Origin of the sequence: Arthrobacter sp. 'calajunan' (genome assembly GCF_046940185.1) — a bacterium.
GTDB classification, from domain to species: Bacteria; Actinomycetota; Actinomycetes; order Actinomycetales; family Micrococcaceae; genus Glutamicibacter; species Glutamicibacter soli.
Genome location: NZ_JBKZDY010000003.1, coordinates 408,321 through 431,667, shown reverse-complemented (window position 1 = coordinate 431,667; position 23,347 = coordinate 408,321). Strand labels below are relative to the sequence as shown.

Here is a 23,347-nt window from a genome sequence, read left to right as displayed (position 1 = left end):
ACTAAGCGAAGGTTGGGCTGAAGGTCTTAGACTTTAGAAGTGATTAATCCAGTTCACTTGCGTACCCTGCTCGAGGTGGTTGCACACCGTTCATTCGCGACCGCCGCGACCCGCTTGGGCTATACCGCCAGCGCCGTCTCCCAGCAGATGACCGCCCTGGAACGCAGCACGGGCACCACCCTGTTCGTCCGCGGCGCCCGTTCCATCACCCCGACCGCCGGAGCGCTGCGCATGGTGCGCCACGCGAAACGTGTCCTCACGGATCTCGACGCCCTCATGGCGGACGTCGCGACCATCTCCACCGATTCGGCGGAGAACGAGGAAATCAAGCTCGGCATCTTCCCGTCGCTGGCGACCTTCGCGCTGCCGCAGATCCTCACCGCCGAGGACTGGCCCTCGCTGGGCATCAACCTGCGCCTGTGGATCGGCGAACCACAGCAGACCGTGGCCGGGCTGGGCAGCGGCGGCGACCTGGACCTGGCGCTCATCTTCCAGGTGGGCCCCGGCGGCCTGTCCTGGCCAGCCTCCCTGGAACGCACCTGGCTGGGCGACGACCAGTTCCGCGTGGTCATCCCTTCCTCCTGGCCGATCGCCGAGGACGCCCAGCTGACCGTGGACCAGCTGGCCGAATGGCCCTGGATCTTCCACCACCCCGGCACCTCGGACGCGACGCTGATCTCGCGGCTGTTCGCCTCCTACAACATTCATCCGCAGGTCTCGGCCTACTGCGACGACTTCAACGCCTCGCTGAGCCTGGTCGCCTCCGGGCTGGGCGCGGCGCTGGTGCCCGACCTGGCCATGGCCAACGCCCCTGAAGGCATCCGCATCGTCGACGCCCCGGAAATCCGGCTGGCCCGCTCCATCTTCGCGCTGAAACCGGAGAATTCGAAGAAGCCGAAGGCTGACCTGGTTTTGGACCGCCTCGCCCAGGTGCTGGCCCACTAGGCTTAAGCCAACAACACTCGTTCAAGAACTCAGCAGGGCAGGTACTTCGTGGCGCACGACAGCAATACTCCGGCAGAACCATTGGTCATTTCGACGGTCTACGGCGCATTGGGCCATCTGGAACTGAACCGCCCCGCGAAGCTGAACGCACTGAACCTCCAGATGCTGCTGGAGCTGCACCGCGTGCTCAAGGCCTGGGCCCAGGACCCGAAGATCTCCACGGTGCTGCTCACCGGGCGCGGATCGCGCGGATTCTGCGCCGGCGGGGACATCGCCGACTTCCACGCCGCGGTGACCACCGGACGCCACGAGGACTTCCTCAACCTGCTGTCCAACGAGTTCGACACCGACCAGCTCATCGCCTCCTACCCCAAGCCGCTGGTCACCCTGGCGCACGGCATCACCATGGGCGGCGGCATCGGCCTGGCCAGCCATGCGCCGGTGCGTCTGGTGACCGCCGGGGCCCGCATGGGCATGCCGGAGGCCAAGATCGGCTACACCCCGGATGTCGGCGGCAGCCACCTGCTGGCCAACATGCCCGGCCACTTCGGCGAATACTTCGCCATGACCGCGGACTCCTTCACCGGCGCGGACGCCGTCTACCTGGGCTTCGCCGACGTCGTGGTCTCGGAGGAGTTCGCCGCAAACATCCTTGACCACCTCGACGAATACATGGGCCTGAACGCCGGGGACCTGGCCGCGGCGATCGAGGTGATGCACGGCGCGGCGGAATCCCACCGGCTTGAACTGGACCAGGGCTGGGTGGACCACGCCTTCAGCGCCGCCAGCCCGGAGGACGTCGTGCAGCGTCTGGAGCAGATGGTGCACCCGCATGCCAAGCAGGCGGCCGCTCTGATCGCCCAGAACTCCCCCACCTCCGTCGCCTCGGCGTTCCATGCGGTGCGCGCCGCCCGCGCCGAGGACAACCTGCGTTCGGCGCTGGACCGCGAGCTGCGGCTGGCCGCGCACCTAATGCACCGGCCCGACCTGGCCGAGGGAATCCGCGCCCAGGTCATCGACAAGGACCGCAACCCCTCGTGGACCCCGGGCACCCTGGAAGCCGTCGACCAGGACGCGCTGCTGGAGCTGATGGACCCGGCCGACGCCTAGGGTTGCTGCGGCTCGTGCTGCTGGTCCACGATCTGGTTCCCGGGCTGCCCTTCGGGACGCGTGACGTCCTGGTGCACCGGATGCACTTTCGTGGAGTTGCGCGGCTCCACGCGCGGTGCGCTGACCGCGTCGGCCGGTTCCTCTTCCCGCCGGGGCGGTTCGATGCCCACCCCGCGCGGCACCCCGTAGGGCACCGGTACGAATTCGCCGAAGTGGTCCGGATCCGCTTCCTGCCAGTCCTGGACCCAGGAAGCCGGCGGATTCTCCAGCAGCTCGTTGGGGCGCAGCCAGTGGAACAGCTCCGCATAGGAACGGGTTGATTGCAGGTTCACCCGGCGGCGCAGCATCCGCGTGTTCAGCTGCTCCGGACTGGTCAGTCCCATGGACGCCATCAGCTGGCCGGCTTCCGTGACCGTGAGCCGGTGGTAGTTGTACACGCGGTGCCCCTTGTCCTGGACGTCCAGCGCGCGTTCCAGGCGCTTGTTCTGCGTGGTCACGCCCACCGGGCAATGGTTGGTGTGGCACTGCTGGGCCTGGATGCAGCCGGTGGCCATCATCATGGAGCGGGCGGCGAAGGTGAAGTCGGCGCCCTGGATCAGCCGCTTGACGATATCCGAGCCGCTGGCCACCTTGCCGGCGGCCGCAAGCCGGATCTCCTCGCGCAACCCGGTGCCCACCAGGATCGTGTGCACCAGCATCAGCGCCTCCGTCAGCGGGGTGCCTACATGGTCCTCGTACTCGATCGGCGCCGCACCGGTGCCGCCTTCGGCGCCGTCCACGGTGATGAAGTCGACTAGGGTCCCGGTCTCCAGCATCGCCTTGCAGATCGCCATCACGTCGGTGCGCGAGCCCACGCAGAACTTGATGCCCACCGGCTTGCCGCCGCTGAGCTCGCGCAGCAGGGCCACGAACTCCAGCAGCTCGCGCGGGGTGGAGAATTCAGGGTGGCTCGCCGGGGAGATGCAGTCCTGCCCCATGGGGACGCCGCGCGCCTCGGCGATCTCTTCGTTGATCTTCGCCGCCGGCAGCACGCCGCCCAAACCGGGCTTGGCGCCCTGGGAGATCTTGATGGTGATGCCCTTGACTTCCTCGCGGCTGGCCTTGGCGCGGAAGGTTTCCGGCGCGAAGCGCCCCTCCTCGGTGCGGCAGCCGAAGTACCCGGAGCCGATCTCCCAGAAAAGGTCTGCGCCGTACTCCAGATGGTATTTGGTCAGCCCGCCTTCGCCGGTCTCCTGCACGAATCCGCCCATGGAAGCGCCCTTGTTCATCGCCATGACAGCGTGGGAGGACAGCGCACCGAAACTCATCGAGGAGATATTCAGCAGCGAGATGTCATAGGGACGGGTGCATTGGCTGGAGCCGATACGGACCTTGTGCTGCTCGGAGGGCGGCGCCACCGGCGCGGTGGAGTGCACCAGGTACTCGTGCCCCACCCGGTTCACGTCAAGCTCGGTGCCGAAGGCCTTGTGGCTGTCCACCCCCTTGGCGCGGGCGTAGACCACCGAACGGGTATCCCGGCTGAATGGCTTCCCATCGGTGTTTCGCTCGATGAAGTACTGCTGGATCTCTGGCCGGATGAACTCGAACAGGTAGCGTGCATGGCCGACGATCGGGAAATTGCGCAGGATCGCGTGGCGTTTCTGCACCAGATCGTGGATGCCCAGGGCCACCAGCAGGCCGGTCAGCCCCACTAGGATCCACCAGACCCACTCCCCGGAGGTTCCCGCGAGGATTGCCGTGATGACGAAGCCCGCCACCAGCACAGCTAAAAACAGGAGGACAACTATGCGCATCATGTGGCGAGCCTAACCCCGCACGGGGTTCCCTGTCAGGTGCGCCGGGGAAATAGTCGCCTTGCGCCAAGCTAGTTCGCAGGTTCGATCCGGTCGGCTTCGCGCACTGCCATGCGGCTGAACAGCGAATCCGGCTGGGCCAGCAGCTGCTCAGGGGTGCCGGATTCGGCAACCTGCCCCTCGCGCAGCACCACGATCCGGTCGGCCCCGTGCAGGATGGAGATCCGGTGGCTGATCATCAGCACCGCCATTCCCGCGGTGCGCCGGGCTTCGACCGCCGCGAGCACCAGCTGCTCGCTGGCGGCGTCCAGCGCGCTGGTCGACTCGTCGAGGATCAGCACCTTCGGGCGGCGGATCAGCGCGCGGGCCAGAGCCAGACGCTGGCGCTGCCCGCCGGAGAGCCGGGTGGCACGGTCCCCCAGCCTGGTGTCCAGGCCCTGCTTCTGGCTTGCCAGCCAGGTTCCCAGGCCCAGCTCTTCGAGCACGGCGACCAGCTCGGCGTCCTCGATGTGCTCCAGGCCCAGCAGCAGGTTCTCGCGCAGCGTGCCGCGCACCATGACCGCCTCCTGGGACACCAGCAGCAGGTGAGAGCGCACCTCGCGCAGCGGCGCGCTCTCCAGCGGGATTCCGCCATAGGAGCATTCACCGGTGCTGGGCACCGCGCGGACCAGCGCGGAAGCCGCGGTGGACTTGCCCGATCCGCTGTCTCCCACCAGCGCCACCAGCTGCCCGGGAGCCAGCTGAAGGTCCAGGCCGGAAAGCACGGTGTCCTTCCCGTAGGCCACGGAAAGGCCCCTGACCGACAGCGTGCCTGATTCAGGCAGCAGCCGCGGCATATCAGGTTCGGCCACCTGCGGCTCTCCCAGCGCCATGGCATGCAGCCGCTTGGCGCTGGCCAGCGAGTCCTGCAGCCCCAGCACGAAGCCGTCCACCGCGCGCACCGCCTCATAGGAAGGCACCGCGATCACCGTGAGCACCAGCAGCGCCCCCAGTTCGTGGTCCCGGGCCGCGACCACCAGCAGCGCGAGCAGGCTGCCCCAGATGACCGCCTGGGACAGCGCGGCGCGCAGGCCGGTGATGCGTCCGGCGCGCAGGGTGTCCGCCGTGGAGGGCTTGGCCGTTCCGTTGAAGCGGGCGAGCATCCGCGGCCCCGCCTCGTAGCCGTGGACCACGTCGATGCCGTTGAGCAGCTCGGCCAGCTGCTGGTTCTGGAGGCCGCGCACACGCGCCTGCCCAGCGGCGGTCCTGCGCAGCGTCGGGATGCCCAGCGCCGGGATCACCAGGCCCAGCAGCACGTAGCTTGCCAGCAGGACCAGCGCAGCAGCGCTGCCGAAGGACGACCAGGTCCACCAGGTAACGGCGCCGCTGACCACCACAGCTGAGACCGCCGGCGGCAGGGTGTGGGCGAAGAACACCTCGACCCGGTCCACATCGCGGGTGGCGACGGCCAGCAGGCCGCCGGAATTCCGGCTCCGCGCGGCGAAGGGCGCCTGGTGCTCGGCGGCCGCATACAGCGTGTTGCGCAGCCGCGACAGCGACAGGAACGCCACCTTGTGCCCGACGTACTGCTCGCCGTAGCGCAGCGCCCCCTTGGCCAGGCCGAGCGCGAGGATGCCCAGCGCCAGTGCGGTCCAGGACGCGGAGATGCCGAGCACCTGGATCCCGGCGGCCTTGGCCACGCCCAGCGCGGCGACCAGGTAGATGCCCAGCGAGGCGAAGCGGGTCAGGCAGGAAAGCAGGCAGGCCAGGGCCAGCGGCGGCAGCAGGTCGGAGGTGGCCCCGACAAGCCAGCGCAGCGTGGCGGCGGTCCCGGGCTTCGGCGCGGCGGGGGCGGTTGGCTGGGGCCTCATCTACTTGTCCCTTCCGCTGTGGGCGGTGCGCAGCCCGCGGGCGCGCTGCGTGAAATGTTCCATGGCGCGTTTCAGGTAGCCGTCTTGGGCCAGCAGGGCCTGCCGGTCCCCGGATTGGATGATCCGCCCGCCGTCCATCACGATGACCCGGTCGTAGTCGGCCAGCAGGCCCAGCCGGTGGGTGACGGTGACGGTGGTGATGGAGCGATCCAGGCTGCGCAGGGTCGCCAGCACCTCGGCCTCGGTCTGCACGTCCAGCGAGCTGGTGGGCTCGTCGAGCAGCAGCAGCGGGCGGCCGGCCAGCAGCGCCCGGGCCAGCGCCAGGCGCTGGGCCTGGCCGCCGGACAGCCGCGCCCCGGATTCGCCCAGCGGCTCGTCGAGCCTCCTGGTCGCCTGATCGCCCAGCCAGCCGCCGAGCCCTGCCTGCTCCAGCGCGTGGATCATCTGGGCATTGGTGGCCAGCGGGGCGGCCAGCTGCAGGTTCTCGCGCAGCGTCAGGGCGAAGAGCGTCGCGTGCTGCTCCACCACCGCCGCGTTGTGCTTCAGCGTGGCGGGCCCCATGCCGTGGCGGCCGTCGTGGATGATGCCCTCGTCCGGTTCCAGCTGCCCCTGCAGCACTCGCAGCAGCGTGGTCTTGCCGCTGCCCGAAGGGCCGATCACCGCGGTGCGCGAGCCGGCCGGGAACACCGCGTTGACGCCACGCAGCGTGCGGTGCTCGCCGTCGTAGCTCGCGCCGACGTTCTCCAGCACCAGATCCCCGGTGTGCAGGTCGATATCCAGCGGCCGGGCGACTGACTGGTGCACCGGGATCTCTTCGATCTCGGCGATCTTCTTCTCCGCGCTGCGCCCGGTCAGGCCGATGTAGAAGAAGCTGCCCACGTAGTTCACCGGGGCGAGCATCAGGAAGCTGAGGATGACCAGCGCGGCCGCTTCGCCGGTGGTGAAGGCCCCGCTGCCCAAACGCCACCAGGCCAGGATCGAGGCGGTGGACAGCAGCAGGATGGCGAAGCTGGCGTCGATGACCAGCAGCACGATCTGGTTGCGGGCCAGCAGCTTCATAACCTGCCGGCGCACCCGCTCGGAGGCCCTGGCCACCCGGCGCCCCATCCAGCCTCCGGCGCCGTTGAGCTTGAGCATGCCCAGCGAGCGCAGCGCGTCGAGGAAGGTCGCCGTCAGGATGCCCTGCGCCCGGCGGTATTCGCCGGAGGAGGCGCTGAACAGCTTCTGGAATCCGAGCACGATCAGCGGGACCAGGGCGGTGGGCAGCAGCATCAGCCCCGCGGAGAGCGGGTCGATGAACAGCGCGATGAACACCAGCACCAGCACCGGGGTGGACACCGCGGCGATCGCCGGGCCCATGAAGGCGGTGCGGTACTTGACCGAGCGGTCCACCGAGTCCATGGCCGCCTGCACCAGCTCGCCTTCCCCGGCGCGCCGCACGGCCAGCGGGCCGATGGCCAGGTAGTGCTGCAGCAGCCGGGTGCGGTGGTGCTCGGTCAGCTGACGGCCCGCTTGCGCGGCGAGCACCGGAACCAGCCAGGCGCACACCGCGACGGTGAGCAGTTCGCCGACGGCGCCGAGGTACCAGCCGGCATCCGGCATGCCGCCGGCGGCGACGACGTCGATGGCGCGGCCGATGAGGACCGCCAGCCCCGCGGTGCCGGCCGCTCCGAGCAGGCTGAGCGCGACCACCAGTGCCGTGGACGCCGAGAAAAGACCAAAGACCCTATGCACAGCTTCAATCCTAGGCCAGCGCCCGCGGCGGGGCCGGGATGTCACAGATTGCCCGCAGGGTTTCGCATCAGTCAGACTTGAACGCATGATGAGTCCTGCACCTGCCACCCGACCGAATTCGGTGACCCTTCGCTTCCTGGCGGCCCCGATGGATGTCGGGGTGGCCGGCACGGTCTCCGCCGGCACCGTGCTGGAATGGGTCGACAAGGCCGCCTACGCCGCGGCCGTGGGCTGGTCCTCCAGCTACTGCGTCACCGCCTACGTGGGGAACATCCGCTTCGAGGATCCCATCAGCTCCGGCGACCTGGTGGAGGTCACCGCTTCGGTGGTCTACACCGGCAGCACCTCCATGCACATCCGCACCGAGGTCTCCTTCTCGGATCCGCGCGAGCTGCGCCCCACCATGTCCACCACCTGCCTGGTGATCTTCGTGGCGGTGGACGGCAACGGCAAGCCCACCGCGGTGCCGAACTACGTTCCCGAATCCCTGCGGGAGATCGAGCTGCGCAACAACGCGCTGGCCCGCATCGAGGTCCGCAACCAGATCGTCGCCTCGATGAAGGACCAGGTCTACTCGAACGCCGGCACCGCCGAGCGCGTAGTCCTGCGCTTCATGGCCTCGCCCACCGACGTGAACTGGGGCGGCAAGGTGCACGGCGGCATCGTGATGAAGTGGATCGACGAGGCCGCGGCACTGTGCGCCTCGCGCTACTGCGGGCTGGACACCGTCGCGGTGTTCTCCGGCGGCATCCGCTTCTACCGCCCGTTGTTCATCGGGGACCTGGTGGAGGTCGAGGCCCGCTTGGTCTACACCGGCACCAAGGGCATGCACATCGCGGTGCACGTGCGCTCGGGCAACCCGAAGACCCGCGAAATGAACCTGACCACCTACTGCCTGACCATCATGGTCACCCGCGACGAGACCGGCACCGCGGTGCCGGTCAAGCCATGGATCCCGGTCACCGAGGAGGACCACCGCCTGCACGACCACGCGCTGGAGCTGCTGACCATCCGCGCCAACGCCCCCGGCGGCTACACCCCGACCCACCTGGCGCACGATCCGGGGCAGGCAGGCGCAGCCCAGGAGCAGTCCAAGTGAGCGCTTCGCCCTTCGTGAAGGTCTGCGGGCTGTCCACCGCACAGGACGTCGCGGCCGCCGTGGCCCACGGCGCCGACGCCCTGGGCTTCGTGCTGACCCCCAGCCCGCGCGAGGTCTCCCCCGCCCTGGCCGCCGAACTGCTCTCCGCTGTTCCCGCCGCGGTGGCCACGGTGGCGGTATTCCGCTCCGAGGACGCGGACACCGCGATCCGGCTCTCCCGGCAGGCCGGCGTCGGCTGGATCCAGCTGCACGGACGGCGCACCCCTGAGGACATCGCCGCGGTCAAGGCTGCTGGATTCCATGCGATCCGCGCCGTGCGCATGGATGCCGGAGCAAGCGAGTTCGAGGACTGGGGCGAGGACTTCCTGCTGATCGACGCAGCCGTTCCCGGCAGCGGCGAAAGCTGGGACTACGCCGCGGTGCGCGAGCTGGCGGCGGGGCGCCGCTGGCTGGTGGCCGGGGGGCTGCATTCCGGCAACGTGGCCGGCGCGCTGGAGCAATCGCAGGCCTCCGGCGCGGATGTCTCCTCCGGGGTGGAATCCTCGCGCGGGGTCAAGGACCCGCAGCTGATCGCCGCGTTTCTCGACGCCGCGAAGACCATAGCCGGCTAGCCCAGCCAGTTGTGCGGCGCGGGCTTGCGGGAGCCTGGCAGCGCGCCGTTTTCGCGCCAGTCGTGCAGCCACTGCGGGACCACACGGTCCGCGGGAACCTCCAGCCCTACCGCCTGCATGATCTCCTCGTTGGACACCGCGCCCTTCTTCGAGGTCATGCGGGTCGCGATGTAGGCGCGGGCGTAGATCTCCCCGTCGACCACGATGCGCTGCTCGAAGTAGATGCATTTCTCGTCCAGCCCCAGCAAGCGGGTTTCCTGGGAGAACTTCTTGCCCAGCTCGACGGATTTGCGGAAGGTGATGGTTTCGCACTGCACCACCGGGGTCCACTTCTTCTTGCGCAGGATGTCCCAGACGCCCGAGCGGAACATCAGGTCGAAGCGGCCCAGGTCGAAGATCGAGAAGTACATGCCGTTGTTGATGTGGCCTGCGAAGTCGATGTCGGTCAGCGTGGCCCGCATGCTCACCGAGCCGGTGTCGAACATCGACAGCTTCGGTGCTTTCTTGCTTTTGAAGAACACCATCAGGATTCGAAAAATCATGTGCATACCATCACATTACCGTTCGGTAACTTGTTTTCCCAGTTGTTTCTTCCGCTCTCAACCTTTGGCCTAATCCTGCCGGATCACGCGTTTTCCCCTCGCCGCCCGCTAAAGTCGAAAGCGACTTTTGAACGACGCACTTGTCCAAGGAGCCGCCATGCGCCGACTGACCGACTACGTCCACCGGCGGCTTCCTTCCCTCCCGCCCGCCGACTGGGAACGCCCGGCCCCCGACAAGGCCGGCCTGCGCCGCGACATGTTCGCCGCGCTGGGGCTGCTGGCCTTCGCCATCGTGATGCAGCAGCTGAGCCTCTCGCTGACCGAGGTCGAGCACGCCCCATCTCAGGGGGCGTCGCTGGCAGTGCTGTCGGCGATGATCCTGCCGCTGATGTTCCGCAGGCGCTGGCCGATTTCCATGATGCTTCTGGGCTCCGCCGCCTTCATGGTCAGCGGCACCTCGGAGGCCTACATGGTCACCATGCAGATCTGCGCGCAGCTTGCCTACTTCCTGGGCCTGTACACTGCCGTCACCTGGTCGCGGAACCGCCGCGCGCTGTGGAGCATCTTGAGCATCGTGCTGCTGGCCATGGCCGTCTGGATCATCATCGACCTGTTCACCTCGGACCTGATGAAATCCATGGACGTCAGCATGGTGGACAACCCCGCCGGCGACATCCCGGCGGATATCGCCTTCCCGCTGTACACCTTCCTGATCAACCTGCTGTTCTTCGGCGGCTCCATCTTCCTCGGGCTGGTCAGCTGGTCCAATGCCTACGCCAACGAACTGGTCAAGACCCAAGCGCAGCGCATCGCCGACCAGTCCCAGCAACTGGCGGACCGCGCGGTGAACGAGGAGCGCCTGCGCATCGCCCGCGAGCTGCACGACGTGATCGCCCACCACATCGCCTCGGTCGGGGTCCAGGCCGGCGCCGCGCGCATGGTCCAGCGGCGCGACCCGGAAAAAGCCGCCGAGCTCATGAAGGGCATCGAGGACTCGGCGCGCAGCGCCGTGGGCGAGACCCGCGCGCTGCTCGGCGTGCTGCGCGAAAGCGGGGGCGACATGCTGCCTGATTCCGGCGGCGACGCGCGCCGGCCTGAACCGTCGATGAAGCAGCTGCCGACGCTGCTGGCGGAGAACCGCGCGCAAGGCCTGGCCGTCGAGCTCTCCCGCGCCGAGCACACCCCCGGCTACCTGGACTCGCTGCCCGCCGGCGTGTCCCTGGCCCTCTACCGGATTTGCGGCGAGGCCCTGGCCAATGTCCGCCGGCACTCCACCGCCCGCCGCGCCACCCTGAGCCTGCGCTCGGGCGTCGACGAGCAGGGCCCGTGGGTCGAAGCAGAGATCACCGACGAGGGAACTACGCTCCCTGACAGCTCCGGCAGCGGCTTCGGCTTGCGCGGCATCCGAGAGCGGGCCAATCTGCACCACGGTCTGGTGGAGATCGGCCCGCGCGTCCCGCACGGCTGGCGCACCCGGGCGCGGCTGCGGGTGGTGGCCGGCGCGGAAACTACACTGGTGCCATGAGCAAGATATCCGTCGTGATCTGCGACGACCAGCCTCTGATCGTCTCCTCGCTGAAGCTGATCCTGGAAACCGACCCGCAGATCAGCGTGGTGGGCACCGCTGAGAACGGCGAGCAGGGGGTGGCGCTGGTCACCGAGCTGAATCCAAGCGTGGTCCTGATGGACATCCAGATGCCGCAGCTGGACGGCATCGCCGCCACCTCCCGGATCAGCCGGGACACCGACACCAAGGTCGTGGTGCTGACCACGTTCAACCGCGACGACTACCTCTTCGACGCCCTGGACGCCGGGGCCAGCGGCTTCCTGCTGAAGAACACCGACCCGGAAACGCTGATCACCGCAGTGCACCAGGTCGCCGCGGGCCACGGCCTGCTCTCCCCCGAGGTCACCCTCAAGCTCATCCGCCACCGCTCCGCCCCGGCCGAGGCGGCGCCGGACGCGGACGGGCAGGACCTACTCTCCGCCCTGACCGAACGCGAGCTGCAGGTGCTCACCGAGCTGGCCAAGGGCAAGAACAACCAGGAGATCGCCGCGGTGCTCTCCCTGTCGGAGGCGACGGTGAAGACCCACCTGTCGAACCTGCTGGCGAAACTGCATCTGAGGGACCGGGTCCAGGGTGTGCTCTTCGCCCACCGCGTCGGACTCATCCAATAGTTTCAGCCTGCAGAGTGAGCCCCGCCGCCGCCTGGATTCCTAGGCTAGGAGGTAGACAAGGCACAGCAGCTAAAGGATGACCATGCTAGAGGTACACAACGTGTCGCGTTCCTTCGCGGAGCGGCTTGTGTTGGACGACGTCAATTTCACCGTGCCGCGCGGCGCGCTGACCGGCTTCGTCGGCGCCAACGGGGCCGGCAAGACCACCACGATGCGCATCATCATGGGGCTGCTGAAGGCCAGTTCGGGCACCGTGAGCCTGGACGGGAAGCCGCTGGAGGGCGATACCCGCCCCCACTTCGGCTACATGCCCGAGGAGCGCGGACTGTATCCCAAGCAGCCGATCATGGACCAGCTGGTGTACCTCGGCCAGCTGCATTCGCTCTCCCGGTCCGAGGCCCGCCGCCGCGCCATGGAGCTGCTGGCCCGCTTCGGCCTGGACGACCGCGCCAAGTCCAAGCTCGAATCCCTCTCGCTGGGCAACCAGCAGCGCGTCCAGGTCGCCGCGGCGCTGCTGCATGAGCCGGAGGTGTTGATCCTCGACGAACCCTTCAGCGGCTTGGACCCCATTGCGGTGGACTCCATGAGCTCCATCCTGCGCGACTACGCTTCCCGCGGCGTCCCGGTGCTGTTCTCCTCCCACCAGCTGGACCTGCTCGACGTGCTGGTCGACCACCTGGTCATCATCCAGGACGGCCGCATCCTGGCCAACGCCTCCGCCGAGGACCTGCGAGCATCGCAGGCCACCCGCCACAAGCTCTCGCTCGGCGCGGACGCCGGATGGCTGCGCGACGAGCCCGGGGTCGAGGTGATCGACATCTCCGGCTCCCGGGCACTGGTGAACTTCCAGACCGAGACCGACTCCCAGCGCGTGCTGCGCGAGGCCCTGTCGCTGGGCACCGTCACCGAGTTCGCGATCCACCGCCCCGCCCTGGCCGACATCTACCGGGAGATCATCAAATGAACACCACCTCCGCCCCCTGGCTGATCGTGGCTCTGCGCGAAGTCGAGACGAAGCTCAAGGACAAGGCCTTCGTCATCTCCACCCTCGGCACCCTGGCGCTGATCATCGGCGCCGTCGCGCTCACCGGATTCCTGGGCAGCAAGTCCGCGGACTACTCCGTGGCCGCCACCGACCCGCTCAGCTACCAGGTTCTCACCGAGGCCCAGGACCAGCGCCCGGAGAACATGAGCCTTGCCATCTCCCAGCTCGACCCCGGACAGGCCCGTGACCAGGTTCAGTCGCAGGACATCGACGCGATGCTGGCCTCCTCCGCCGACCAGCGCAGCATGACGCTCACCGGCTTCGACGAGCTCGACGCCGATCTGGAACAGCTGGTCTCCACCGCGATGCGCACGGTGCTCACCGACCAGCTATTGTCCGCCCAAGGGCTGGACGCCTCCGCGCTGCCGACGGCGGATGACCTGGAAACCGAGCAGTTGCAGGGAGATTCCGAACGCAGCTCGATGATCCGCGCGATGGCCTTCATCTTCTCCTTCCTCTTCTACATGGCGGCGCTGATCTTCGGCATGCCGATCGCCAACTCGGTGATCGAGGAGAAGCAGAACCGCGTGGTCGAGATCCTTGCCAGCACCGTCAGGCTGCGCCAGCTGCTGGCCGGCAAGATCATCGGCAACGTCATCCTGGCCATGGTCCAGCTGCTCCTGTTCCTCGGTGTCGGCCTGCTGGCGGCCTACCTGGCGCCCGGCGAGATCCCGTTCCTCGGCGTGGTCTCCACCGTGGCCGGATGGTTCGTTGTCTTCTTCCTCGGCGGGTTCATGCTGCTCGCGGGCATCTGGGCAGCGCTGGGCGCACTGGCCACCCGCACCGAGGACCTGCAGCAGTCCAGCGGCCCGATCATCGGCGCGCTGGTGGCGGTGATGTTCATTGGCATCTACGCCAAGGGCGGCTTCCTGGTCCTCGCCTCGTATATCCCGATCGCATCTTCGGTGGCGATGCCCATCCGCATGCTGTCCGGGGACGTGGCCCTGTGGGAACCGCTGCTGTCGCTGGCCGTGCTGCTGGCCGCGTGCTGGGCCGTGCTGCTCTTCTCCGAACGCATCTACCGCCGCGCGGTCATGCACACCGGCGGGGCACTGACCCTTCGCAGGGCCATGAAGCTCGAGCTCTAGCGCCAGCTGCCGGAAAACCGCACGTCGCGGATCAGCCGGTGCACAGGCGGGGTCGCTAAAATCATTCGGGTGCGAGAAGAGAAACCCCTTGTGAATTTGTCCGCCCGGCTGATCGTCGTTTGGCTGGTGGCCCTGAGCGGAATCATCGGCTCAACCATCCTGGCCACCGCGCACTACGTCTTCGATACCGGCGTGCTGTCGGTCATCGCCCTGTGGGCCCTCCGGGTTCTCGTGCTCGCAAGCTTCTGGCTGCTGCCGCTGCCGCGGGACACGAAGATCTTCGGCATCGGGCTGGTGCTGCTGTCTTTGGTCCTCGACGTGCTGCTCAAGTTTCCGGTGCTAGGTTCGGTGCAATACGCGGACTGGTTCCTGGTCTCGGCACTGGACCTCACCGGCGCGTACGCCGGCTACTTCACCGTCTGGGGCCTGCTGCTGCCGGTGCTGAGCATGACCGGTTGGTTCATCCTGCGCCAGCGCCGGCTGGCTGGCTGGCTGGTCGGACTGGCTTCCACCCTGGGCATGGGCTTCGCGGTGCAGGCTGTCTCCCGATCCGTGGACGGAACCTTCACCCTCTTCGCCGTGGTCACCGTCGCCCGCTACATCGTGCCTGCCGCACTGGCGGCTCTGGCCGATTTCGCTGTGGCACGCTATTCGGCGCGGGTGCTCCCGCGCTGATTGCCGAACATGCCGGATCGCTGGCAACGGATCCCGGGGAATCCCGGCAGGCGGCGAGGGCGCAAGACAGGCCCTTATGGAACTGGCCAAGCAGGCTGCGGACGGCACCGCCAGCGCTGCGAGAATCTTTACCCGCCCTGCCATTTGCCAGGCCCCGGAATCCGGGCTTTTCCACGACTTCAAGGGTTCAACGACCGGCGCGTTATTGCGCAGCTGGCATGCGGGAACGAGAACTACCTGCCGGGGGTTCGCAGCCGAACGCAGTTGCCTCCCAAGCTAGGGCGAGACGGAGGGCACTGTAGTTTCACTTCCTTCCCCGCTGGTTGATGCCTGCACGCCGCCTTCGTCTGCTTGAGATGTGCTTGCTGGCGCGTGGAACCGGCTGCCCCATCCCGCCACCGGGATCCAGGGGAACGCGCTGCACGGAGCCTACGGGTCGAAGAGCCGTCAGCCGCCAAGGCCAGGGCATGCCAGAGGGCTGGCTCGTGCCGCAGGCGGACCCGCGATTCGCAGAGGCTGCCGCGCAATTATTTGCGGACGAATCGTCAACGAGGTGATTCAGGGATTCCCAAGAAGGCAGGGAACAAGATGAACCGAGATCGAGTGGACGCTAGTCCCGAAGAAAAATGAAGTACTTAGCAAGGAGACCAAAGAGGAAGAGGAGGCCCTGGCCCGCGAGTGGGAGAAGGAATCGTTCCCGGCCTCGGATCCACCGGCAGATTACTAAGAGTGCGGAACTCTTGCCCATGTCCTTCGAGTGGATACTCCCAGATAGCGTCAAAACGCTCGTGAGGTGCCCTTTGCGGATGCGTGCTTTCGTCGAGTAATTTTCCACGCATTTGCGTATGCAGATCCGGAAGGGCAGTACCGTGGGCAACGGATCCCGCGCTGCGGTAACTTTTGCGAGGAAGCATCCCATTGCCCAATGGGATGTTCCTCCTTTTAAGAGGCTTCGTCCGCTTGCTCTGTCTCTGCTGCTTCCTCTCCAATGCCGGCAAGCAGGCATGGCAGTCACGTTGCCTGGCGGAGCACAGCACCGGCAGATCTTGGCCAACGGTCCGCCCTGCCCTTTTTCGAGCTGCTGGTGAATCTGCGCGCAGAGTCCGGAAGACCATCGGGACACAGGACGCGCATGGCCCGGTCATCTCGATCGCCGCTCAAGCTCGACGTCCCAGCGTTCTTGGCGATGGCTCTCTCGTTGATGCACGGCCACGGCAGCAAACCCCCGACTGCACATTCTCCCACGCAGGAGAAACGCATCCCTGGCCTCCGGGCCTTGGCGGATGGCGGATCAAGGCTCATTCCCTGATGCGCTCATTCGTCCCCTCGGCAGACTGTTCGGCAAGCTGCTCCCGTAGGCCGATATTTTCAGCTTCCAGCTCCAAGATGATGCCGATGCCGGCCAGATTCACGCCCTGCTCGATCAGCTCAGATATCTGCTTCAGCCGGGCCAAATCTTCCGCGTGGTACCTGCGCGTGCCCCCGCTGGTCCGTGCTGGGGTGATCAAGCCTCGCACTTCATAAAGCCTGACAGTTTGCACGCTCACCCCCACGCTCTGCGCAGCGGTGGCAATGGAATGCGTTCGAGAGGCACCTTCTGGGTGTGCAGAATTTTTTGACATTTTTTACCTTGCGTAGCTTGCGTGATCTCTGATTCCCATGCTATAAAATCTACATCGTTAGGTATAGATCTAACGGAAAGTGAATTGCACCATCATAGAGTGTCACACCAGAAAGGAATGAGTTCAGATGATGCAGACCGAGGTACTTCGCGATTTCGACCGCTTGGTACAGCGAGCTTTCAACACCCAACTCAGCTCTGAGCCCGTCCACCCGATGCCAATGGAGGCATGGCGGGACGAAGACGGATTCCATGCTGAATTCGATCTACCAGGCATCGATGCCGAGCAGATCGACACGGCCGTGGAAAAGAACATCTTGACCATCCGCGCCGAGCGCACCAAGCCGGAAGGCCGTCAGTACGTGACCGGTTCGGAAAGACTGTGGGGCCACTTCACCCGCGAACTGGTGCTGGGGGATCATTTGGATACCGAGAGCATCCAAGCCTCCTATGTCGATGGCGTGCTGAGGCTGGATATTGCTGTGGCCGAAAGTGCCAAGCCCCGCCGTATCCAGGTTGCGGTCAACCGCGGCGGGAAAGACCCCAAGGAATTAACCAGCTAGTCAAGGATGCCCCTGAGGGGCATGCGCGGAGATGATGTGTCATGTCTGCCTTCATTGATCCGGTGTTCCACCCGTTGGTCATTGATGACGAGTTGCTTCTGGCCATATACGAGCTCGAGCTATCCACGGCACCACGTCAGGACCAGCCGCCGCGAGCGCGCCGACGAACCGCGCTCGACGGTGTTCCGCGGCCCAGTCAGCGGTGTCCGGAAGCAGAGAACGATACCCGAGTGAGTGAAAGGTCAGTACGCGCCATCGGACCTGCAAGGGTTTATTCTCGTTCACCACCGGTAGCCGGTGAGCCTGGCCGAAGAACCTGAACAGAGTGGTCGACAGGGGTGCGTCCGAACCGAAGACCGGGCGCACCCCTTCGGAACGAGCAGCAACGGTTCGCACCAAGAACGACCCGTTGGCCAGAATTCGTTCAGCGGCGCGCGGATGCCTGAACCGACCCAGGACCGCGAGAAGCGAAGCGGCCTCGTCCGGCTTCCTTGGCCTATGGCCAAGAAGGACGCATCCACACCGGGGACACTGGATCAACCCCAAAGACCGATCCGAGTTGAACGAACTGATCGTACGGGAGGACGGCTCCGGGTGCCGACCGCGACCAGGGCGCATTGCAGTGCCGATCCCCAGCGGCATGCAGTCATCGTCCTAGGCCGGCACAGTGCCCCGCTGGCGGCTCCAGCCCACCTTGAGCGGTACCGGAGAAGCAATCGATTTGCTGCCGGCGAGCGGATGTCCCGACCCCGCCCGCCGCCCGCTAAATGGTTGGAAGCTGTGAATCAGGCGGAATCGCCGCGACAAGAATACGCAGGGCCTATGATTCGTGGTGACTCAGCTACCGACATAAAACACAGATTAGCTCTCGCACTTGGCGAATACCTGAGATTGCAAGGACTTGCTGCGGACATGAACGACAGGAGCACATGCGATGTTTCACCAAGAATTGCGGACCCACACGGCCGAAGAACTTAGGAATCTGTTGACGTCACCCCATGCGCAGGAGCACCTTCGCCGCTATGGTTGGCAGCCTGCGATGCCCATAGTCATCACTGCACCCTACGAAACGCTGGACACCGCGATGGGGCTGGTATCCACCTACAACTCGGCGGTCCTTATCGGATGTTATGACCCGTATTCGGACGAGCTCACCCTGTGGCAAGTTTCCGGGCCGGAATCCACCGAGCATCCCGAAGACGGCGTTGAACTCAAGCGCAATGAAGCGTACACCTTCCGGGAAATGTGTCAGAAAGCGATGCAGAGCCCCGCAGTGCGCTTCCGGCCCAAGGGATGGAACCATGATGTCCGCGTTCGAGAAATTCCGCTGTTTGCCCGCAGTGACCGCCTAACGTGCAGCCGCGAACAGATGATCCATTCCTCCCGGAAGCACACGCGCCCACTCGAACATATCCCCCTGGGCACTTCTGGTACCTAGCTTCGAGCGTTCCGCTCCTTCCGCGTGGCCTCCCAGAGGCGGCACGGGAAGATCGGCATCGAGGATATGGGACAACACGACGTGCCCTGCTCCGAGGCCCCATGCGTGCCGGTCAAACCAGCAATGCTCGGCCAGGCATCGCCGTGGCCTTGGCAGCGCATCGCGCGTTCATGCCCACTGGTCAGTGGACCTCGATTAAACCCGCAGGCCGCGGCGAGCTCCCCTTGTCGGGGAACTCACCGCGGCCTGTCTTCGACCTGGTGCTGACGGCGCCTAGATCAACGAGTCGCTCAGGTGGTTCGGAGTGCCGAAGCGGTGGGCGGTGATGGACACTGCCTGCTCGTGCAGGAACGGGAGCAGCTCCACACGACCGGCGCCGGTGACGTTCGAGGCGTAGATCGCCACGTCAGGCTTGCCGTTGGTGGCCTCTGCAACCTCGGAGAGCGACCCGCCGATCAGGCGGATGCGGGCCGAGGACTGCGGACCGGTCTTGGCTGCCAGCTTGGCGGCGCGGGCCGCGAAGCCCGCTGCGTCTTCGCGCACCACGGTGACCGAGTGCTCGGCCAGCAGGTTGCGCACGCCGCGCGGCAGCTCGACGTCAGCGGAGAACACCACGCGCGATCCCGCGGTCACGCCGGCGGCCAGCACGCGCAGCGCCTCGGCAATGCCGTGGCCGCTGGTCTCGTTCTCGTAGCGCACGGTCACGTCCACCGGGCGGTAGCGGAACACGTTGCGCTCGGCCTGCAGACCTGAACGGTCCTTGGCCTGGTTGAACTCGGTGTTCCACCACAGCTTGTCGCTGCCCAGGGCTGCGGACAGCCACTGGGTGTCGGCCTCGTCCAGACCCGCGGTGTTCAGCAGGCGCTCATCGAAGGTGGACAGCGCGGCGGTCTCGGTGACCGGCGCATCGGTCCACGAACCCATGCCGACCAGGTAGTTCGGGCCGCCAGCCTTGGTGCCGGCACCGATGGCCGACTTCTTCCAGCCGCCGAACGGCTGGCGCTGCACGATGGCGCCGGTGATGCCGCGGTTCACGTAGATGTTGCCGGCCTGGATGTTCTCCAGCCAGTAGGCCAGTTCGTCCTGGTCCAGCGAGTGCAGGCCCGAGGTCAGGCCGTAGTCGATCTCATTGACCATGGCCACTGCTTCTTCCAGGGTCTCGGCAGTCATCACGCCGAGGATCGGGCCGAAGTACTCGGTCAGGTGGTACTCGCTGCCGCGCTTCACGCCGTAGCGCACGCCCGGGGAGTACAGCTTGCCCGAGTCGTCGAGCTGCTCGGGCTTCAGTTCCCAGCGCTCTCCGGCGCCCAGGGTGGTCAGGCCGCGCTTGAGCTTCTCGCCCGGCTCGCCGATCAGCGGGCCCATCTGCGACTCGGGGTTCCACGGGTAGCCGACCTTCAGCGACTTGACCGCGTCGATCAGCTGGCTGTTGAAGCGGCGCGAGGTGGCCACCGAGCCGACCAGCACGACCAGCGAGGAGGCCGAGCACTTCTGGCCTGCGTGGCCGAAGGCCGACTGCACCACATCCTTGGCCGCCAGGTCGAGGTCCGCATGCGGGGTGACGATGATGGCGTTCTTGCCCGAGGTCTCCGCAAGCAGCGGCAGGTCCTTGCGGAAGGAGCGGAACAGCTCGGCGGTCTCGTAGCCGCCGGTCAGGATCAGGCGGTCGACGCGGGCGTCGGAGACCAGCTGGGTGCCCAGCTCGCGCTCACTGACGAAGACCAGCTGCAGCACGTCCTTCGGCACGCCGGCGTCCCACAGGGCCTTGACCATGACGGCGCCGATGCGCGCGGCCTGGCTGGCAGGCTTGATGATGACGGCGGAACCCGCGGCCAGGGCCGACAGGGTGGAGCCGGCAGGGATCGCCATCGGGAAGTTCCACGGCGGGGTGACCACGGTCAGCTTGGACGGCACAAAGGTCGCACCGTCGACGGTGTCCAGGTCGCGGCCGCGCTGGGCGTAGTAGTGGGCGAAGTCGATCGCCTCGGAGACTTCCACGTCGCCCTGGTCGATGGTCTTCCCGCACTCGGAGCCGAGCACCTCGAGCATGGTGGCGCGGCGCTCTTCGAAGAGCTGGCCGGCGCGGTGCAGGATCTCGGCGCGCTTGGCCGAGCCCAGTGCCTGCCAGCCGGCGGCGGCGTCCACGCCCATGGCGATGGCCTCATCCAGTTCCGAGGAGGAGTGGATGGTGTGCGAGGAGACCAGGTCCTTGCCCAGCGACGAGTCCTGCATCTTGGCCAGGATCTCGCGGCCCCAGGCGCGGTTCTGGGCCAGGTCCGGATCGGTGTCCGGGGTGTTGAAGAACCCGGTGGTGCCCTCGATCAGGCCTTGGACCTTCCCGGCCAGCGCCTCGTCCTGGACCTGGCGGTTCTGCACGCGGTGCGGAGCCGGGACCTGCTCGCTCATGGCCTCCAGGGAAGCCAGGAAGCGGTCCTTCTCGCGCTGGAACAGCGCCTCGTTCTTCTCCAGCTCGAAGACCGCGGACATGAAGTTCTCCTGGCTGGCGCCCTCTTCGAGGCGGCGGATCAGGTAGGCGATCGCCACGTCGAATTCTTCCGGGTGCACCACCGGGGTGTAGAGCAGCAACTCGCCGACCTCGCGGCGCACCGCCTCGGCTTGGCCGGTGGCCATGCCCAGCAGCATCTCGAACTCGATGCCCTTGGTGACGCCGCGGGACTTGGCCAGCAGCCAGGCCAGGGCCACGTCGAACAGGTTGTGGCCGGCCACGCCGATGCGCACGTTCTTCACGTGCTCCGGGCGCAGCGCGTAGTCGATGACCATCTTGTAGCTGGTGTCGGAGTCCTGCTTGGTGTGCCAGGTGGCCAGCGGCCAGCCGTGGATGTCGGCTTCCATGGTTTCCATCGGCAGGTTCGCGCCCTTGACCACACGCACCTTGATCGGTGCGCCGCCATCGGCCACGCGGGCCGAAGCGAAGTCCTGCAGCTGGATCATGGCGCCCAGGGCATCCGGCAGGTAGGCCTGCAGCACGATGCCGGCTTCCAGGTTCTTGAACTCGTCCATGGACAGGATCCTGGTGAAGACCGCGATGGTCAGCTCCAGGTCCTTGTACTCTTCCATGTCCAGGTTGATGAACTTCTTCTTGGAGCCGCGGTTGGCCAGCTCGTAGAGCGGCTTGAGCTTCTCGATGATGTGCTCCACCGCCTCGTCGAAGGCCCAGTGGTTGTGCGGGGCCACGGTGGCGGAGACCTTGATGGACACGTAGTCCACGTCGTCGCGGGCCAGCAGCTTGGTGGTGCCCTCCAGGCGGCGGGCTGCTTCGCCCTCGCCCAGGATGGCCTCGCCCAGCAGGTTGACGTTCAGGTTGACGCCTTCGCGCTTGATCTTGGAGATCGCGCCGCCCAGCTTGGCGTCGGAGGCGTCGATGATCAGGTGGCCGACCATCTCGCGCAGCACCTTGCGGGCCGCCGGAACCACGATCTGCGGCACGATCGGCGCCATGACGCCGCCCAGGCCAACTGCCTTGCGCATGTACCACGGCAGGAAGGCCGGCACCTTCGGGGCCAGGGCCTTGAGGTTGGCGGCGGCGACGTTCAGGTCCTCGGGACGGATCACGCCGTCGACGAAGCCGACGGTGAAGTCCAGGCCGTTGGGGTCCTTGAGCACTCCGGCCAGGCGGGCGGCGGAGGCGTCGGTCGGGAACTGCGCGGCTTCGGTGAGCCAGCGGCGGACCAGCTTGATGGCGTCGTCGGCCAGTTCGGCCGGGGTGGTCATGGTGTTGCCGGCGGCGTCGACGGCCGGCGGCACGAGGTGCTGGGTGTTGGTGGAAGACACTTGTGGTCCCTTCGATGCGGTTCGTACATGGGGGTTCGGCACCGAACGCTCAGGTCGTTTTTGGGCTGTGCTGGCCGCCTGCTCCGGTCAGGAACCACGCGCCACGCGAAGCTGTGTGCAAGATTGAGTATGACCCTTTTGCGGGTTAAGCAAAAGTGAACAAAACCGAAGGATTTCATTCGGGTTTGCTAATGTTTCCACAGGGTCTGAAATTCACCGGAAAACGCGGGGGTAAACCATGCTTGAACTGCGCCGATTGCGGCTGCTTCGGGAATTGAGCATCCGCGGCACCATCGCGGAGGTCGCCGACGTGCTCAGCTACTCCCCTTCCTCGGTTTCGCAGCAGCTCACCCAGCTGGAGGCGGAAGCGGGCGTGGAGCTGCTGCGCCGCACCGGACGCACGCTGCAGCTGACCCCGCAGGCCCAGGTCCTGGTGGCCCACACCGAGGAACTGCTTGGCTCCATGGAGCGGGCCGAAGCGGCGCTGGCCGCCACCTTGTCCACGGTCACCGGTACCGTGCGCCTGGCCGTGTTCCAAACCGCCATGCTGGCCCTGATGCCGCCGGTACTGCGCGAGCTGCGCACCACCTACCCGCGCCTGCGGGTGGAGATGAGCCAGCAGGAGCCGGCCGAGGCGCTGCACGAAACCAGCAGCCGCAACTTCGACCTGGTGGTCGCCGAGCAGTACCCCGGGCACGCCGCACCGCACTATGAAAACCTCGACCGACGAGTGCTGACGCACGACGCCATCCGGTTGGCGCTGCCGGCCCGGGGTGCGGCGGGCAATGCCGAATTCGACCGGGTCGCCACCTTGGAGCACGCCGCGCACCTGCCCTGGGTGATGGAGCCGGAGGGTGCGGCCAGCCGCCACTGGGCCGAGCAGTCCTGCCGGCTGGCCGGCTTCGAGCCGGACGTGCGCTACGAAACCGCGGACCTGCAGGCCCATCTGCAGCTGGTGGCGTCCGGCAACGCGGTGGCGCTGCTGCCCGCACTGGTGCTGCGCACCGATTCCGGGACGCTGCGCGCGGTCGAGCTGCCGGGCGCGCCGATGCGCACCATCTTCACCGCCATGCGGCATTCCTCGACCCAGTCCCCGGCCATGCAGGCGGTGCGCTCGCTGCTGCACCGGCAGCCTGGAATGATCGACGAGCAGGGTTCGGCCGACCCGCCGCCGACCAAACGGCTCCTTCGATGAGTTGGGTCACATTTCGGTAACAACGCTCCGGGCGGAACGCGACAAACCCTCCAATTGGTGCCATAGTG

At 66.7% G+C, this 23,347-nt stretch carries 18 protein-coding genes; 12 read left to right on the top strand and 6 right to left on the bottom strand.

The window, feature by feature from the left end; all coding sequences use genetic code 11:
- The first annotated feature begins 39 nt into the window (after positions 1 to 39).
- Positions 40 to 945 carry a LysR family transcriptional regulator gene (locus tag RF641_RS06865; RefSeq protein WP_424572834.1) on the top strand — a complete coding sequence of 302 codons (906 nt, stop codon included), beginning with the start codon at positions 40 to 42 and terminating at the stop codon, positions 943 to 945.
- Between the two features lie 48 nt (positions 946 to 993).
- Entirely contained in the window at positions 994 to 2,055 is a 1,062-nt protein-coding gene (locus RF641_RS06860; protein WP_424572833.1) for an enoyl-CoA hydratase/isomerase family protein, read from the top strand.
- Here RF641_RS06860 and RF641_RS06855 read toward each other — a convergent pair.
- The 3 genes from RF641_RS06855 to RF641_RS06845 form a co-directional block, all read right to left on the bottom strand.
- Complete coding sequence (locus RF641_RS06855) at positions 2,052 to 3,851, bottom strand: FMN-binding glutamate synthase family protein (protein ID WP_424572832.1); 1,800 nt, start codon at positions 3,849 to 3,851, stop codon at positions 2,052 to 2,054. The two genes, RF641_RS06860 and RF641_RS06855, sit on opposite strands and share 4 nt — an antisense overlap.
- A 68-nt stretch (positions 3,852 to 3,919) precedes the next feature.
- Positions 3,920 to 5,698, bottom strand: a complete 1,779-nt coding sequence (locus RF641_RS06850; RefSeq protein WP_424572831.1) for an amino acid ABC transporter ATP-binding/permease protein — start codon at positions 5,696 to 5,698, stop codon at positions 3,920 to 3,922.
- The gene (locus RF641_RS06845; protein ID WP_161447324.1) at positions 5,699 to 7,432 is read right to left on the bottom strand and encodes an ABC transporter ATP-binding protein/permease; all 1,734 of its coding nucleotides are present in this window, start codon (positions 7,430 to 7,432) and stop codon (positions 5,699 to 5,701) included.
- 85 nt (positions 7,433 to 7,517) lie between these two features.
- On the opposite strand from RF641_RS06845, the gene RF641_RS06840 reads away from it, so the two are divergent.
- The gene (locus RF641_RS06840) at positions 7,518 to 8,531 is read left to right on the top strand and encodes an acyl-CoA thioesterase (protein ID WP_237562179.1); all 1,014 of its coding nucleotides are present in this window, start codon (positions 7,518 to 7,520) and stop codon (positions 8,529 to 8,531) included.
- The gene (locus RF641_RS06835) at positions 8,528 to 9,142 is read left to right on the top strand and encodes a phosphoribosylanthranilate isomerase (protein ID WP_113606937.1); all 615 of its coding nucleotides are present in this window, start codon (positions 8,528 to 8,530) and stop codon (positions 9,140 to 9,142) included. The genes RF641_RS06840 and RF641_RS06835 overlap by 4 nt, the downstream gene beginning before the upstream one ends.
- On the opposite strand, the gene RF641_RS06830 is transcribed toward RF641_RS06835, so the two are convergent.
- The gene (locus tag RF641_RS06830; protein ID WP_047120003.1) at positions 9,139 to 9,690 is read right to left on the bottom strand and encodes an acyl-CoA thioesterase; all 552 of its coding nucleotides are present in this window, start codon (positions 9,688 to 9,690) and stop codon (positions 9,139 to 9,141) included. The genes RF641_RS06835 and RF641_RS06830 overlap by 4 nt on opposite strands.
- A 151-nt stretch (positions 9,691 to 9,841) precedes the next feature.
- On the opposite strand from RF641_RS06830, the gene RF641_RS06825 reads away from it, so the two are divergent.
- From RF641_RS06825 to RF641_RS06805, 5 genes are all read left to right on the top strand, one after another.
- The gene (locus RF641_RS06825) at positions 9,842 to 11,209 is read left to right on the top strand and encodes a sensor histidine kinase (protein ID WP_047120004.1); all 1,368 of its coding nucleotides are present in this window, start codon (positions 9,842 to 9,844) and stop codon (positions 11,207 to 11,209) included.
- On the top strand, positions 11,206 to 11,862 hold the full coding sequence (locus RF641_RS06820; RefSeq protein WP_047120005.1) for a response regulator: 657 nt from the start codon (positions 11,206 to 11,208) through the stop codon (positions 11,860 to 11,862). Before RF641_RS06825 ends, RF641_RS06820 begins: the two co-directional genes overlap by 4 nt.
- A gap of 82 nt (positions 11,863 to 11,944) precedes the next feature.
- Positions 11,945 to 12,826 carry an ABC transporter ATP-binding protein gene (locus tag RF641_RS06815; protein WP_424572830.1) on the top strand — a complete coding sequence of 294 codons (882 nt, stop codon included), beginning with the start codon at positions 11,945 to 11,947 and terminating at the stop codon, positions 12,824 to 12,826.
- On the top strand, positions 12,823 to 13,995 hold the full coding sequence (locus tag RF641_RS06810) for an ABC transporter permease (RefSeq protein WP_161447323.1): 1,173 nt from the start codon (positions 12,823 to 12,825) through the stop codon (positions 13,993 to 13,995). The genes RF641_RS06815 and RF641_RS06810 overlap by 4 nt, the downstream gene beginning before the upstream one ends.
- 90 nt (positions 13,996 to 14,085) lie before the next feature.
- Positions 14,086 to 14,670: a hypothetical protein gene (locus tag RF641_RS06805; protein ID WP_424572829.1), complete on the top strand. Its 585-nt coding sequence runs from the start codon at positions 14,086 to 14,088 to the stop codon at positions 14,668 to 14,670.
- Positions 14,671 to 15,968: 1,298 nt separating this feature from the next.
- On the opposite strand, the gene RF641_RS06800 is transcribed toward RF641_RS06805, so the two are convergent.
- Complete coding sequence (locus RF641_RS06800; protein ID WP_113606940.1) at positions 15,969 to 16,292, bottom strand: MerR family transcriptional regulator; 324 nt, start codon at positions 16,290 to 16,292, stop codon at positions 15,969 to 15,971.
- Between the two features lie 127 nt (positions 16,293 to 16,419).
- Between RF641_RS06800 and RF641_RS06795 the strand changes: the two genes are divergently transcribed.
- Together RF641_RS06795 and RF641_RS06790 are read left to right on the top strand one after the other, a co-directional pair.
- Positions 16,420 to 16,854: an Hsp20/alpha crystallin family protein gene (locus RF641_RS06795; RefSeq protein ID WP_424572828.1), complete on the top strand. Its 435-nt coding sequence runs from the start codon at positions 16,420 to 16,422 to the stop codon at positions 16,852 to 16,854.
- A gap of 934 nt (positions 16,855 to 17,788) precedes the next feature.
- On the top strand, positions 17,789 to 18,292 hold the full coding sequence (locus tag RF641_RS06790) for a hypothetical protein (RefSeq protein ID WP_120990871.1): 504 nt from the start codon (positions 17,789 to 17,791) through the stop codon (positions 18,290 to 18,292).
- Positions 18,293 to 18,565: 273 nt separating this feature from the next.
- Here the strand turns inward: RF641_RS06790 and RF641_RS06785 are convergent, their stop codons facing one another.
- Positions 18,566 to 22,024, bottom strand: a complete 3,459-nt coding sequence (locus tag RF641_RS06785) for a proline dehydrogenase family protein (RefSeq protein ID WP_052772589.1) — start codon at positions 22,022 to 22,024, stop codon at positions 18,566 to 18,568.
- A gap of 298 nt (positions 22,025 to 22,322) precedes the next feature.
- Between RF641_RS06785 and RF641_RS06780 the strand changes: the two genes are divergently transcribed.
- On the top strand, positions 22,323 to 23,279 hold the full coding sequence (locus tag RF641_RS06780; RefSeq protein ID WP_047120012.1) for a LysR substrate-binding domain-containing protein: 957 nt from the start codon (positions 22,323 to 22,325) through the stop codon (positions 23,277 to 23,279).
- Positions 23,280 to 23,347 lie beyond the last annotated feature (68 nt).